Source organism: Hymenobacter cheonanensis, from assembly GCF_030581075.1.
In the GTDB taxonomy this organism is placed as follows: Bacteria; Bacteroidota; Bacteroidia; order Cytophagales; family Hymenobacteraceae; genus Hymenobacter.
Map to the genome: position 1 here is coordinate 90,655 of NZ_JAUQSW010000009.1, position 13,537 is coordinate 104,191.

Below are 13,537 nucleotides of genomic sequence, written 5' to 3' on the forward strand. Positions count from 1 at the left end.
CAACTAATTTCTTAAAACCCTTTTGGCAGCTCGATGCCCTTTATTGTTTTATACAAACTCAGCGCGTGCTGGTCGGTCATGCCGGCCACGTAGTCGGTGAGTAATACTATTTGCTCGTAGGCCGCGGCGCCGGCCTGGTGGCCGACGGCCCGAAATTGATTAGGTAATAAATCGAGCAGCTTTTTGGAGCGGTGGTTTTCCTTCTTGTCAAAAATGGCGCACAGAAAGGCGTCGAGCAGGCCGCCGAGCACCTCAAAGCCAGCAGCTTCTATTTCCAGCACCGGGCGCGAGCGGTAGAGCTTATCCACGCTTAGTTGCTGAATCTCCTGCAAAAATTCGTAGCCCGTCAGTTCCTTCACCAAGGAAGCATCGTAGGTACCGGCCAGGATGGCGGACGCATGGTGGGCAAAGCGGGTGGCGGTTTCATCGACAAGCTGGCCGATGAGCGTGGCGCGCAGGTAGCCCAGCTCCTCCTGCCAGTCGCGCCAGTGCAGGCCGCTGCTGCCCGCCCCTTTGGGGCGGGCGTTGGGGGCGGCGGCCCGCAAGTTGCGCATGAGCTGCAAGCCGCGCTCGTGGTCGATGAGGCCGAGCTTAAGGCCATCCTCAAAGTCGATGATACGGTAGCAAATGTCGTCGGCCGCCTCTACCAGGAAGGCGAGCGGGTGGCGGTGGTAGAAGCCGGCGGCACTGTCTTTGGCCCGCAGGCCCAGCTCTTCGGCTACGAGCTTGAAACGCGGGTTTTCGGCCTGGAAGTGGCCGTACTTCTTCTCGCTGGCCCCACCCTGTTTTTTAGCAGCGTCGATAACCGACGGGCGCGGGTACTTGGTAAAGGCGCCCAGCGTGGCGTAGGTGAGCCCTAGCCCGGCCGAGCCGCTGCTGAGCGCCGGGTAGGTGTGGGTGAGAATGCGAAACCCGGCGGCATTGCCCTCGAAGTGCTGCAAATCGGCTATTTCGGCGGCACTCAGCCTTTGGAGGAAACGCTCGGCCGCTTCCGACGCGAAGTAGGCCGAGATGGCATCCTCGCCCGAGTGGCCAAAGGGCGGGTTGCCGATGTCGTGGGCCAGGCAGGCGGCGGCCACGATATCGCCGCAGTCCTGGGCAAAATCGGGCAGCTCGTGGGCCAGGCTAGGGTCGTTTTCGAGCACACGGCGGGCCGAGAGGCGGCCCAGCGAGCGGCCCACGCAGGCCGTTTCGAGCGAGTGCGTGAGGCGGGTGTGCACGAAGTCGGTTTCGGGCAGCGGCATGACCTGGGTTTTGCGCTGCAAGCGCCGGAAGGCCGACGAGAATACCACGCGGTCATAATCAGCCAGATACGGCGAGCGGCCGGGCGTGGGCACCTCGGCGGGGCGGTCGGGGTAGCGGCGGGTGGAGAGCAGGCGAGGCCAGGACATTTTATAAGTCAATAATTATACTAAGCAATTGACAGGCAGCCAAAAAAATCGCCTGTCATTGCGAGCTTGCGAAGCAATCTTTCCTTTCCGCCAGGGGGAGTAATCTCAACAAAAGTTGCCGACAAGGAAAGATTGCTTTGCAAGCTCGCAATGACGAACGGGTTTACCGTTGATTGTACCCTGTTCTCTACCCACTGAAAAAATGAAACACCGCCTACCTCTGCTCTTCGCGCTGCTCAAATTCGTTTCGGGCCTGGCGCTGGCCGGCTACGGCACCTACGAGCTGCACCGCGACGAATACCTCTACCTCGACTACGGCCACCACCTGGCCTGGGGCTACATTGAGGTGCCGCCCCTCACGGCCCTGCAAAGCTGGGTGACCCTAGCGCTGGGCGGCGGTTTTTTCTGGGTGAAGGCGTGGCCCCTGCTCTGGGGCAGCCTCACTATTTACGTGGTAGTGCGGCTGGCCCAGCGGCTGGGCGGCGGGCCGTGGGCGCAGGCGCTGGCGGGCGTGTGCTACCTCACCACGGCCTACGGGCGGCTCAACCTGCTCTTCCAACCCAATGCCTTTGAGGTCTTTAGCTTTACCCTAGGCACCTACCTACTGGTGCGCCACGCGCAGCCCGATGGCCGGCCCCGCCACCTCTACTGGCTAGGGCTGGTGCTGGGCCTGGGCGTGCTGAATAAATACACCACGTTCTTTTTTGGGGCGGCCGTGCTGGTGGCGCTGCTGGTAGCGGCGCCGCGCACGCTGGGGCGGCGGCCGGTGTGGCTGGCGGCGGGCCTGGCGCTGCTGGTGGCCGCGCCCACGCTGGTGTGGCAGGTGGCGCACGGGTTGCCGTTTCGCCACCACATGGTCCTGCTGCACGACGAGCAGCTGGTGCACGTGACGGCCGCCGGCTTCTGGAAAGAGCAGCTGCTGCTGTGCTTTTCGGCCCTGCTGGTGTGGGTGCCGGGGCTGTGGGCGGCTTTGCGCGGGCGGCCGCAGCCGGCGGCTAGGCTGGTGGGGCTGGTGTATGTGGTGGGCTTGCTGATTATCACCACTTTGCACGGCAAAAGCTACTATGGCCTGGGCTACTACCCGGCGCTGTTTGCGGTGGGTGCGGTGTGGTGGCAGGCGCAGGTAGTGCGCCCGGGCCTGCGCGGGGCGCTGCTAGGGCTGCCGGTGCTGCTGTGGGTGCCCATCGTGCGCGACATTTTTCCGATTCTGCCGCCGGCCGCCATGGCGCGCCTCGGCCAGCGGCCGCTGCACCAAAAGCTGGGCCTCAACCGCTGGGAGGATGGCCGGGTGCACCCGCTGCCCCAGGACTTTGCCGACATGCTGGGCTGGCGCGAGCTGGCCGATAAAACCTGGCTGGCCTACCAGGCCCTGCCCGACTCGACGCGCGCTAATACCCTCATCAAGTGCGATAATTACGGCGAGGCCGGGGCCATCAACTACTACAACCGCAACCGGGCCCTGCCCGCCGCTACCAGCTTCAATGGCAGCTACTTGTATTGGTTTCCGCAGTGGCCGGCGCGGCCCTACCGCCACCTGCTGCTCATTGGCGAAGGCCACCCTGGCGAGCTGGTGCCCTACTTTCAGCGCTTCGAGAAGGTGGGTGAAATCACCAATCCCTACGCCCGCGAGCGGGGCCTGACCATTTACGTTGGCACGAGCCCTAGCCCAGCGCTGCTAGCCCGCGCCGCCGCCGAGCACCGCGCCGAGCTGGCGGCCTGGGAAGGCAATTTGAGGAAGTAGCATTTTTTGGGTTGGGCCAGTTCGTTTCGCGGGGGTACTTGCGGCTGGCTGTTTGGCTCCGGCAAGGGCGCCCACTAAAGTTTGTCGTTCTAATTTGGTGGCATGAAGCATCTCCTACTCGCCGCCGGGTTGCTGCTGGCCCCAGGGGCCCGGGCACAAAGCACGCCTCCACCACTGGCCGCGCAACCTGTTCATTATCAGTATTGCCTGCTCTATAAAGCTGGCAATACCTGGCACCTGGACTATGGCCAGGATGCCAGGCCCGCCGTGGTAAACGCCGGCCTGCGCGACGATAACGACGCCATTATGAAACTCAAGTCTGAAGTTGCCGCGCTTAACTACCTGGATGGCCGGGGCTGGGAATACGTCAACAGCACCAGCTACTCCGGCTCTACTTACTCTGGCCGAACCGACTACCTGCTGCGCCGCCGCTTGCCCTAGCCTGCGCTACGGGCCGGGTGCCGGCCAGTGGGCTCCGCCAAGCATTAACAGCCCTGGCTCCTTACTCCTTCCTGGCTTCCCGCCCGTGCCCCAGCAGGCGCACGGTGGCGTAGGCAATGAGCAGAAAGGCCCAGAATACCACCGTCACGCCCCAGGTTTGCCAGTTGTGGAAGGGGTGCAGCAGGCGCTGCACAATGTCGTAGACCAGCGTGAAGGGGTTGTTGAGAATATCCCAGGAGTTGTAGCGCAGGTAACGGCCCAGGTACACCCCGAAAGCACTCAGGCCCAGGGCCACCGTGACGAAGCCCCAGCCGGCCCAGAAGCCCAGGCGCTGACGCACCAGCCCGTGCATATCGAGCAGCGAGGCGAAGGCCAGCATCAGGCCATTCCAGGCGCAGGACATGATGAGCGCCAGGTCGTACCAGTAGGGCACGCCCTGGTGCGGCACCAGGTGAAACAGGTCGGTGACGAGGTAGGGCGCATTCGGGAAAAACAGCAGCCACACGGCCCCCACCGGCAGCAGCAGCCGCGCCTGGGGCGGCCGGGCGGCCAGGCTCAGCGCCGCGCTCAGGGCAAACGGGATGGCGGCCAGAAACAGATTCCAGAGCAGGAACATGAACAGCGGCCGCCCGGTAATGAGCACGCGGGCGGCAATGAGCACGAAGCTCAAGGCCAGCGACAACCCTAGCACAAAGAGCAGCGGCAGGCGGCGGCGCAGGGCAGGCAACGACATGGGCATAGCGAGGTACATCGGCAGGGTAAATTACGTGGGAAACGTGACGCTGTGGAACGTAGCGGCGGGCCGTGGTGGTGTGGGCCGGGCGTCAAAATCTTCGCCCCTGGCTTTTGCCCGCCACCCACCTGGCCGGCCGGCGCTAAGGTAGGCAAGGCGGGTGGGCGGGTTGCTTTTCGGGCCCTCCCCGGCCGGGCGTACCTTTGCCGGCGCCAACCCTGGCTTCCTTTTACGCATGACCTACTCGTATCGCATCGTTGCCCACCTGCCGTGGCGGCGGCTGCTTGTGCTGCCCCTGCTGCTGCTGAGCCTGCTGGCCGCCGCCCAGGGCCAGCTTACTCGCTACCGCACCGGCAAAAGCCAGCTCGACCAGGGCCACTTCGCCGTGGCTATGCAAGAGTTGGAGCCGCTGGCCCAGCCCATCAACCACTTTGCCCAGGCCCCCGACGCGGCCTACCTCTACGCCGTGGCCGCCACCCGGCTGGGCAAGTGGGCCGAGGCCGAGCAGATGCTCAACCTGCTGCGCAACCAGTACCCCACCTACCCCAGCCTCAACGAAGCGCTCTATTTGCAGGGCCAGGTGTCGTTCGAGCAGGGCGACTACGACACCGCCCTGCGCACCCTGGGCCAGTTGCCCGCCGAGCAGTACGCCGCCCCCCGCGAGGCCATGCAAACTACTTATTTAGCGAAGCTGAAGGACCGCGCCACTTGGCAGCGCCTCCAAAAACGCTACCCGCAGAGCAAGCTCATCGGCCGCCTCTACGCTGATTATCTGCTGAGTACGGGCCCGCTCGCCGACGCCGACCGCCAGCAGCTCGACGCCCTGGTGGCGCAGTTCAAGCTCGACCGCAGCCGCTACGCCGCTGCGCTGGCCCCTGGCGCGCCGGTGGCCGCACCCAAGGCCCAGCCGCGCAAGGGCACCTACAATATCGGCGTGCTGCTGCCCTTCGAGCTGCAAGACAATAGCTGGCAAACGCAGCGCAAAAACCAGTTCGTCACCGACCTCTACGCCGGCCTGCGCCTGGCCCAGGACTCGTTGCAGCGCGCCGGCCACCCGGTGCAGGTTTTTGCCTACGACACCGGCGCCGACACCCTCACGCTCAAGAGCGTGCTAGCCCTGCCCGAGCTGGCGGGCATGGACCTGCTCATCGGGCCGGTGTATAAGTCGGGGGCCAAGCTGCTGGCCCGCTACGCCCGCGAGCACCAGATTATCTGCATCAACCCGCTCTCGCAAGATGCTGATTTAATTACCGATAACGCCTACCATTACCTCTACTCGCCCAGCGCGGCCACCCAGGCACGCGAGGCGGCGCAGTTTGCGGCCGTGTCGTTTGGCACCGGCCGGCCCGCCGTGCTGCTGCACGAAGACAGCAAGGACGACAACGATTTTGCCCTGGCCTACCAGGCGGCCTACGAGGCGGCGGGCGGCCACATCGCGGCCAGCCACGCCTTCCGGCCCGACGACCCGGCCAGCCTGTCGGCCGCGTTCCTGCCGGCCGAGCTTACCGGGGCTAGTCACGTCGTTATTGCTTCGGATAACCGCAAGGTGGGGCCGGCCGCCTTCGCGGCGCTGGGCACCGTGCCCGCCGCCACCCGCCCGGCGCTGCTAGCCCCCGGCACCTGGCTCGACAACCCCAGCCTGGGCGTGGGCCAGCTCGGCAGCGCGGGCGTGTACTACTTCCAGCCCAAGTACTTTAATGCTAATGGCCTGGGTTATCGGCGTTTCCGCCAGCTTTACCTGGCCAAGCAAAACCTGCCGCCATCGGTGTTTGCCAGCCAGGGCTTTGAGCTGCTGCTATTTTTTGGCAATGCTTTGCAGCAGTACGGCCCCGCTTTCCAGAGCGGGCTAGCCAGCGCGCCGCCCCAGCCGGGCGCCATCTTCGAGGGCCTCACCTACCCTAGCGGTGCCCACGACAACCAGACCGTGCCGCTGCTCAAGCTCAGCAACCTGGAGCCGCAATTGCTGCGGTAATTTTTAAGCTAGTAGCTGCCGACTGCTGGCATTGTTATAGCACCAAGAACAGAAAAAAAACCGTCCTGCTGAGCTTGCCGAAGCATCTTGCCAGTCTTTGTGAGAGTAGTATTCCTACGCATTTCTACGCAACCAGCTAAGATGCTTCGGCAAGCTCAGCAGGACGAACGTTTTCAACAGCCTTACTATTCAAAAACCACTGGCGCACAGCGCATAGCCCCCAGCTCAATTATTCAGAATGACGACTTCCGAATCTCTTTTCGCCCGCGCCCAGGAACTGATTCCGGGTGGGGTTAACTCGCCGGTGCGGGCCTTCCGCTCGGTGGGTGGCGCGCCCGTGTTTATGCAGTCGGCCCAGGGCGCCTGGCTCACCGATGTCGATGGCAATAAGTACGTTGACTTTATCAACTCGTGGGGGCCGATGATACTCGGCCACGCCTTTGCGCCGGTGCAGGAGGCCCTGGCCCAGGCCCTGCCCGACTCGTTTTCGTTCGGCGCGCCCACCCGGCGCGAGGTCGAGATGGCCGAATTACTTATCGAAATGGTGCCCAGCCTCGAAAAAGTGCGGCTGGTAAACTCCGGCACCGAGGCCACGATGTCGGCCATTCGGGTGGCGCGGGGCTACACGGGGCGGCCCAAAATCCTCAAGTTTGAGGGCTGCTACCACGGCCACGGCGACTCATTTCTCATCTCGGCCGGCTCGGGCGCGCTCACGCTCGGCACCCCCGACTCGCCGGGCGTGACCGAGGGCGTGGCCCAGGATACGCTCACGGTGCCCTACAACGACCTGGCCGCCGTGGAAGCCGCCATTGCCGCCAACCCGGGCCAGATTGCCACCATCATCATCGAGCCGGTGGTGGGCAATATGGGCCTCGTAGAGCCCGCCAAAGGATTTTTGGCCGGCCTGCGGGCCCTGTGCACCCAGCACGGCATCGTGCTGCTGTTTGATGAAGTGATGACGGGCTTCCGGCTAGCCCCCGGCGGCGCGCAGGAGCGCTTTGGCGTGACGCCCGACCTGACGACGCTGGGCAAAATCATTGGCGGCGGCCTGCCCGTGGGCGCCTACGGCGGCCGCGCCGACATCATGAACCAGGTGGCGCCCGCTGGCAAGGTGTACCAGGCCGGCACGCTCTCGGGCAACCCCCTGGCCACGGCCGCCGGGCTAGCCCAGCTGCGCTACCTGCACGAGCACCCCGAGGTGTACCAGCAGCTCGAAGCCACCAGCACCCGCCTGGCCGACGGCACCCGCCAGATTGCCCAGGAGTTGGGCCTGAACTACACCGTAAACCAGGTGGGCTCCATGTTCAGCCTGTTCTTCACGGCTGAGCCGGTAAACAACCTGGAGGATGCGAAGAAGGCTGATTTGCCGGCTTTTGGGCGCTACTTCCACGCCATGCTGCAGCGCGGTATTTACCTGGCACCGTCGCAGTTTGAGGCCTTATTTATCTCCACGGCCATCACCGAGGAGCTAGTGGAAAAGTATCTCACGGCCTGCCGCGAGTCGCTGATGGAGGCGCACGGCCTTGCGGCGTAATTTTGCGCGCAAGGCCTGACTACGTCGCCCTACGGTTCGCAAGGTTGAGCGAGGTTCCGCGCAGGCACTTTCTTAATTTCCGGTCAGGCGCCGGTGTAAGCTGGCTCGCGCCTACGCGGCACTTCGCCAGCCTTGCGAACCGTAGGCCGACATAGTCAAACCTTTTTACTTTGCGAAACCTCGCGCTCTTTTCTACGCTGCCCATGCGCCGTTCGCTCAGCCTGTTTCTGCTGTTTTTTTCGCTGGCTAGCCACGCCCAGACGCCCGCCGAAACCAACAAGCAGCTTTTTGACCGCACCATCGACGAGCTGAACTTCCGCACCTTCGAAACGGTGTACGACAAGCACTTCACGCGGCAGAAATACCCGGCTACGCTGCGCACGGCGGCCGCCCGCCGGCAGTTTGCGGGCTTCGAAAACAACGCCGAGCTGCAAAAGCTCTTTCTCAACTACAACGGCGTGGCCGAGCGCTACAAAGCGCGCTTCGGCAACGGCCCGCTCTCGCAGGCCGAGTTTGAGAAGCAGCTCAATGGCGTGGTGCGCGACCGCAATTTTGAGTTCTTCATTCGGGGCCTGCCGCGCGACGAGCGCTCGGCGCTCATCCGTACCGAGCAGCGCCTCATTAAGCAAGCTACGGCCCAGTTCAACGCCAGCGGCGCGGCCTCCAAGCCCGCCCCGCAGCCCGAGGAGCCCCTGGCCGTAGCCGCGCCCCTCACCACCAACGGCCCTGCCCCCGGCGAGGCCGAGCCGGCCGCCAGCCCCGCCGCCGAGCCCGAAATGCGCCCCACCAGCGCTGCTCTCAGCGAAACCGCACCCGCTACCAGCGGCCCCGGCTGGGTGGGCTACTTCACGCTGCTGCTGAGCCTGGGCTCGTTTGGCCTGCTGCTCTACACGGTGGCTAGCCTGCTGCCCGAGCTGAACCGCCTGCGCCGCCGCGTGCGCGACCTGGAAAGCGAACAAACCTACTATGATGACCCGGCCGGGACCGATGCGGAGCCCGACCAGCCGGCGCCGCCCGCCGCCCGCGGCCCGGGCTTTTTCAGCCGCTTCAAGCCGCAGTCTACCGGCGAGCTACCAGCCGATAGCTACGACGATACCGACGACGAGCACAATTAACAATCCTTCCAATTTCACGCCGATTCTATTGTTAAAGAGTCGTCCACAAAATCCGTGAAATCCGCTTAAATCCGAAAAATCCGTGATTCTGACTGACCAGCAAATTCGCGCCGAAATGGAGCGCGGTACCATCGTGGTGCAGCCCTTTGACCCTGGCTGCCTGGGTACCAACTCCTACGACGTGCACCTGGGCCCCTACCTGGCTACCTACGACGACGCGGTGCTCGATGCCCGCCGCCACAATACCATTACCACTTTCGAAATGTCGGCCGAGGACGGTTACGTGCTTCAGCCCGGCATTCTGTACCTGGGCGTAACGGCCGAGTACACCGAAACCCACGCCCACGTTCCTTTCCTGGAGGGCAAGAGCAGCGTGGGCCGGCTAGGCATCGATATTCACGCCACGGCGGGCAAGGGCGACGTAGGTTTTTGCAACTATTGGACGCTGGAAATCAGCGTGTCGATGCCCGTGCGGGTGTACCCGGGTATGCCCATCGGGCAGCTCATCTACTTTGGTATTCAAGGCGATGTGCAAACGTTTTACAACCGCAAGCAGTCGGCCAAGTACAACGAGCGCAGCGACCGCCCGGTAGAAAGCATGATGTGGAAAAACCAGTTTTAGCAAGTGTAGGGTAAGCTTTAGCTTGCCGTATCGGGCTACCGATGGCAAGCTAAAGCTTATCCCTACAATCCTAACCCGCCCCTGAGTTTTGCGTTAAAACCGGTAGTTGATTGGCGCGCTGGCCTTGGCGCGGTAATTGGCTACCGGTTTTTATACTCATGCTTCGCTCGCCCATGAAATCTGCTTTTGCCCTTTTACTGCTGGCAACCACGCTGGCGGCCCACGCCCAGCAAACGACGCCGGCAACGCCCATGCCGCAGGATAAAACCCAGCCTAGCCCCCGCCTCAACCCGCTTACCGACCGCGCCGAGCACCTGAGCGACCAGATGACGCGCGACCTGCGCCTCAACGGCTACCAGTCGGCCCGCCTGCGCGCCATCAACACCGATAAAATAACCAAGCTTGCCGCCGCCGAGCGCCAGTACGCCAACAGCCCCGAGCAGCTCGACAAGCAGTCGAAAGCCATTGCCCGCGAGCGCGATACCGAGCTGCAAGGCGTGCTCACTACCGACCAGTACACGGACTACTTCGACGCCCGCAAGCGCTACGCCCAGGCCGACCGCGACTACTCGCGCAATGCCTCGGCCTCCATCCTCGTGAATTCGGTGCAAAACCCGGCCCCGGTGCGCGCCAACAACGCTACCATCGCCCCCACCAAAACCAAGGATACCCGCCGCGCTGGCGAGCCTTTTGGGCGCACCCTGCGCCAGTGAAAAGCCTAGCGTAACTCACACAAAAACGCCCTGCTATACTCTAGCAGGGCGTTTTTACGTATTGGGTGAGTTGAACTAAGAAGAATAGGTAAAATTTAATTTTGCCTTTCTACTTCAATCCACCTGAGAAGCTAGGGTGCCGCCTCAATGGCCTGCACGGCCGCGTCTACCAGCGTCGTGGTCTGGGCGGCGCTGGGCCGGGCAGCGTGTTGCTGTTGCAGCTGGCGCAGCAGGCCAATAAGCGGCTTAGCAACCCCGTAAGACTTGAATTGCACGCCCATATCGCGAATGCGCGTGATGCCGGCCGTGAGCGCCGCCGGGTCGTCGAGGCGCCCTAGCAGGGCGCTCAGGCCAGCCAGCATATCAAAGCGGCCCTGGGCACCGGCGGCGTCAAACTTAGCCAGCACCAGCGGCCACTGAGCGGCACTGCCGGCCTGGCCATACACCGTCACCTGCGCCACGGCCAGTGCGCCTTTGGCATCGCCTTCAAACGCCGTGGCGCGGGCCAGCGCCTGGGCGGGCTGCAACGGCAGCAGCCCCACCAGCGCCGCGCCCTGCACCTTATACGACCGGCTAGCCATCGCCTGGGTGAAAACGGCGGTGTAGCGCTTGTCGGCCAGCGTGCCTAGGGCGGTGAGGGCCGCCGCCTGCACCGGCACCACGGGGTCGGCGGCGGCCAGGCGGGCTAGCGCGGGGGCGGCGGCCTGGCGCAGCGCGGGGTTTTTGAGGTCGAGTAGCTCGCAGGCCAGCTGGCGTAGCTCAGGCGACTTATCGGTGAGGCCGGCCACTAGCAGGTGCTGGGCCTGCGGGTCGGCTAGCTGGGCCGGGGCCACGGTGAGGGCCTCGCGGCGGTCGAGGTAGCCCGGGGCGTGCGCGTATTGATACGCGAGCTGGGCTAACGATTTATGGTCCTGCTTCTGCCAGAGCAGCACCTTATCAGCGTCTACGTTCACCAAATCGGGGCGGGTGGCGGCCGGGAAATACAGCGTATCCACGGCGTGGCGCAGGGTGGCGGCGTAGCGCTGGGCGCGGCCGTTGCGGTAAACATCCACGGCCAGCGGCAGCGTAAACGGCGCGCCGGCCTGGGTTTGGCGCACCACCACGGCCTGCCGCTGCCGGGTAGCATCCCATTGGTAGTCAATAGTTACAATCGGGTGGCCGGCCCGGTAATACCACTGGTCGAAAAACCAGTTCAGGTCCTGGCCCGAGGCTTCTTCCAGGGCTAGCCGCAGCTGCTGAGCCTCGCCGGTGCCAAAGGCGTTTTGAGTCAGGTAGCGCTTCAGGCCCTGCAAAAACACCTCCTCGCCCAGGTAGGCGCGCAGCATGTACAGGATGCTGCCGCCCTTTTGGTAGGTCACGTTGTCAAACATATCCTCCTTATCGGCATACGCGAAGCGCACCAGCGGCTTGGGGTAGTTGCCCGGGTCGCGGAGGTAGGTGCGCCGGTTGCGCTCGGCGTGGGCGGCGCCCGCGTCGGGGCCGTACTCGTGCTCGGCCCACAGCACCTCGCTGAAATTGGCAAACGACTCGTTCACCGTCAGGTTGCTCCAGCTTTCGCAGGTCACGTAGTCGCCAAACCAGTGGTGAAACAGCTCGTGCGCCGTTTCGCGCTCCACGCCCGCGTACTCCCAGTCGAGCAGCTCGCGGGCCGTGCCCTGGGCCTGCTCGCCAAAGAGCGAGGCCGTGGTGTTTTCCATCGCCCCGCTCACGTAGTCGCGGCACACAATCTGGCTGTACTTGTTCCACGGAAAATCAACCCCTAGCCGCTGGCTGAAAAACTCCAGCATGCGTGGCGTTTTGCCGAAGATGGCTCGCGCCTGGCCAGCGTACTGAGGCTCAAAGTAGTAGCTCACTTCCTTGCCGCGCCAGGTGTCGGTCGTTTTGCGAAAGTCGCCCACGGCCAGCATAAACAGGTACGGCGCGTGGGGCTCGCTCATCAGCCACGTATCGGTGCGCAGGCCCGGCCCGGCGGGCACCTGCTGGGCTAGCCGGCCGTTGCTCAGGGTCAGGTACTTGCTGGGCACCGTGAGGCTGATTTCGCTGGTCGATTTCTGATTGGGCTTATCCAGCGTGATAAACCAGGCCGAGTTGGACTCGCTCTCGCCCTGCGTCCAGATTTGCACCGGCTTGCCCTTCACCGCGCTGTCGGGGTTGATGAAATACAAGCCCTTAGCCCCCGAAATGGCCGCGCTGCCCTTGGCCTGCAGCTCATCGGGCTTGGCCGTGTACTCAAAATACAGTGTGTAGCGCTCCTGCGCCGGCACCAGCCGCCCGAGCTGAATGCGCAGCTGCTGCTGATTGTAATCGTACTTGAGCGGCACCAGCGTCGCGCCCTGCACCAGGCTCACCGCCTTGATATCCATGCCCTTGGCATCGAGCCGCACCGAGTCGGTGGGCGTGCCGTGGGGCTGTAGCGTCAGCCACTCCTGGCCGTAGAGGTAGCGCTTGGCATAGTCGAAGCGCACGGCCAGCTTGGTGTGCACCAGGTCGTTGACGCGGCGGGCGGTGGCGCGATACGGGCCAGCCGCCGGTTGCTGGGCCTGGGCCGTAAGGGCCGGCCCGAGGGCTAGCGCGGCCGGCAAAAGAGGCAGAAAAAATCGCACGGGCAGAGAAAGAATAAGAGTAGCCGGTGCAAAGCTGGCTCACGCCTCCCTAACGGGCAGCAAAACCCGGCGGCCCGACACGCTAGTTGCAGCAGATAGCGCCACTAGCTCAATTATTACCCGTTCGTAGTCAATACTTTAGCAAGCAAGCAGCCATTAAAAAAGGCTTCCCGTCCTGGGAAGCCTTTCCGGTACAGGTATCCCTAGCTGTGGCTACTGGTTGGTAGCGCCCTGCTCGTCGATGTAGTCGCTGAGGTCCTTGCAGAGCTTGCGCATCATCTCGGCCATTTTCTTATCGCCGGTAGCGGTCTGGATGGTTTCGGCCATCGAGCCGATATTATCGACCACGAAGTACTTCATGGCATCGGTGGGCATGTCCTTGGTCCAGAGGTCGATTTTCATCGTGGCGTCGGCATTGCGGTCCCAGATGGCCACGTTGATGGCCTTGGCAAACTGAATGTCGGGGCCCGCATCGGTGGCTTGCCAGCTAATGGCCTCGGGTACTTTCTGGTCGTCGAGGGCAATGCTGAAACGGATTTCTGACTTTTTCATAATACTGCTAGTCGGGATTCTAAAAATAGTTTGTCATTGCGAGCAACGCGAAGCAATCGCACCAAAACGTAACCCTAGCGGCTCGTCCTGGTGCGATTGCTTCGCGTTGCTCGCAATGAC

11 protein-coding genes are annotated in these 13,537 nt (G+C 63.5%); 7 read left to right on the forward strand and 4 right to left on the reverse strand.

The genetic code is table 11. The features are described from left to right. Positions 1-11: 11 nt before the first annotated feature. Positions 12-1,391 (reverse strand): dGTP triphosphohydrolase, encoded by a 1,380-nt coding sequence (gene dgt / locus Q5H89_RS16710; protein WP_305020481.1) that lies wholly within the window; start codon positions 1,389-1,391, stop codon positions 12-14. A 202-nt stretch (positions 1,392-1,593) separates the two neighbouring features. Between dgt and Q5H89_RS16715 the strand changes: the two genes are divergently transcribed. Together Q5H89_RS16715 and Q5H89_RS16720 are read left to right on the forward strand one after the other, a co-directional pair. Next, positions 1,594-3,132 carry a glycosyltransferase family 39 protein gene (locus tag Q5H89_RS16715; RefSeq protein ID WP_305020482.1) on the forward strand — a complete coding sequence of 513 codons (1,539 nt, stop codon included), beginning with the start codon at positions 1,594-1,596 and terminating at the stop codon, positions 3,130-3,132. Between the two features lie 102 nt (positions 3,133-3,234). Further along, entirely contained in the window at positions 3,235-3,573 is a 339-nt protein-coding gene (locus tag Q5H89_RS16720; protein WP_305020483.1) for a hypothetical protein, read from the forward strand. Positions 3,574-3,634: 61 nt separating this feature from the next. On the opposite strand, the gene Q5H89_RS16725 is transcribed toward Q5H89_RS16720, so the two are convergent. Continuing rightward, on the reverse strand, positions 3,635-4,306 hold the full coding sequence (locus Q5H89_RS16725; RefSeq protein ID WP_305020484.1) for a DUF1361 domain-containing protein: 672 nt from the start codon (positions 4,304-4,306) through the stop codon (positions 3,635-3,637). 235 nt (positions 4,307-4,541) lie between these two features. On the opposite strand from Q5H89_RS16725, the gene Q5H89_RS16730 reads away from it, so the two are divergent. The 5 genes from Q5H89_RS16730 to Q5H89_RS16750 all read left to right on the forward strand — a co-directional run bounded on the left by Q5H89_RS16730 (position 4,542) and on the right by Q5H89_RS16750 (position 10,262). Next, on the forward strand, positions 4,542-6,278 hold the full coding sequence (locus Q5H89_RS16730) for an ABC transporter substrate-binding protein (protein WP_305020485.1): 1,737 nt from the start codon (positions 4,542-4,544) through the stop codon (positions 6,276-6,278). Between the two features lie 238 nt (positions 6,279-6,516). Further along, positions 6,517-7,812 carry a glutamate-1-semialdehyde 2,1-aminomutase gene (hemL, locus tag Q5H89_RS16735; protein ID WP_305020486.1) on the forward strand — a complete coding sequence of 432 codons (1,296 nt, stop codon included), beginning with the start codon at positions 6,517-6,519 and terminating at the stop codon, positions 7,810-7,812. A 203-nt stretch (positions 7,813-8,015) separates the two neighbouring features. Further along, positions 8,016-8,927, forward strand: coding sequence for a hypothetical protein (locus Q5H89_RS16740; RefSeq protein WP_305020487.1), 912 nt, complete (start codon positions 8,016-8,018; stop codon positions 8,925-8,927). A gap of 82 nt (positions 8,928-9,009) precedes the next feature. After that, positions 9,010-9,549 carry a dCTP deaminase gene (gene dcd, locus Q5H89_RS16745; RefSeq protein WP_305020488.1) on the forward strand — a complete coding sequence of 180 codons (540 nt, stop codon included), beginning with the start codon at positions 9,010-9,012 and terminating at the stop codon, positions 9,547-9,549. A 173-nt stretch (positions 9,550-9,722) separates the two neighbouring features. Then, positions 9,723-10,262 carry a hypothetical protein gene (locus Q5H89_RS16750; protein ID WP_305020489.1) on the forward strand — a complete coding sequence of 180 codons (540 nt, stop codon included), beginning with the start codon at positions 9,723-9,725 and terminating at the stop codon, positions 10,260-10,262. A gap of 131 nt (positions 10,263-10,393) precedes the next feature. Here Q5H89_RS16750 and Q5H89_RS16755 read toward each other — a convergent pair whose 3' ends face one another. Both Q5H89_RS16755 and gldC read right to left on the reverse strand, forming a co-directional pair. After that, a complete protein-coding gene (locus Q5H89_RS16755) occupies positions 10,394-12,865 on the reverse strand; it encodes a M1 family metallopeptidase (RefSeq protein ID WP_305020490.1) in 2,472 nt (823 codons plus the stop codon). 213 nt (positions 12,866-13,078) lie between these two features. Further along, positions 13,079-13,417, reverse strand: coding sequence for a gliding motility protein GldC (gene gldC, locus Q5H89_RS16760; RefSeq protein ID WP_173118330.1), 339 nt, complete (start codon positions 13,415-13,417; stop codon positions 13,079-13,081). Positions 13,418-13,537 lie beyond the last annotated feature (120 nt).

What these genes read in the sequence shown, in the direction of transcription:
- Q5H89_RS16720 (WP_305020483.1), top strand. Translation starts at nt 3,235, where the DNA reads ATGAAGCATCTCCTACTCGCCGCCGGGTTGCTGCTGGCCCCAGGGGCC.
- Q5H89_RS16715 (WP_305020482.1), top strand. Translation starts at nt 1,594, where the DNA reads ATGAAACACCGCCTACCTCTGCTCTTCGCGCTGCTCAAATTCGTTTCG.
- Q5H89_RS16730 (WP_305020485.1), top strand. Translation starts at nt 4,542, where the DNA reads ATGACCTACTCGTATCGCATCGTTGCCCACCTGCCGTGGCGGCGGCTG.
- Q5H89_RS16750 (WP_305020489.1), top strand. Translation starts at nt 9,723, where the DNA reads ATGAAATCTGCTTTTGCCCTTTTACTGCTGGCAACCACGCTGGCGGCC.
- hemL (WP_305020486.1), top strand. Translation starts at nt 6,517, where the DNA reads ATGACGACTTCCGAATCTCTTTTCGCCCGCGCCCAGGAACTGATTCCG.
- Q5H89_RS16740 (WP_305020487.1), top strand. Translation starts at nt 8,016, where the DNA reads ATGCGCCGTTCGCTCAGCCTGTTTCTGCTGTTTTTTTCGCTGGCTAGC.
- Q5H89_RS16725 (WP_305020484.1), bottom strand. Translation starts at nt 4,306, where the DNA reads ATGTCGTTGCCTGCCCTGCGCCGCCGCCTGCCGCTGCTCTTTGTGCTA.
- gldC (WP_173118330.1), bottom strand. Translation starts at nt 13,417, where the DNA reads ATGAAAAAGTCAGAAATCCGTTTCAGCATTGCCCTCGACGACCAGAAA.
- dgt (WP_305020481.1), bottom strand. Translation starts at nt 1,391, where the DNA reads ATGTCCTGGCCTCGCCTGCTCTCCACCCGCCGCTACCCCGACCGCCCC.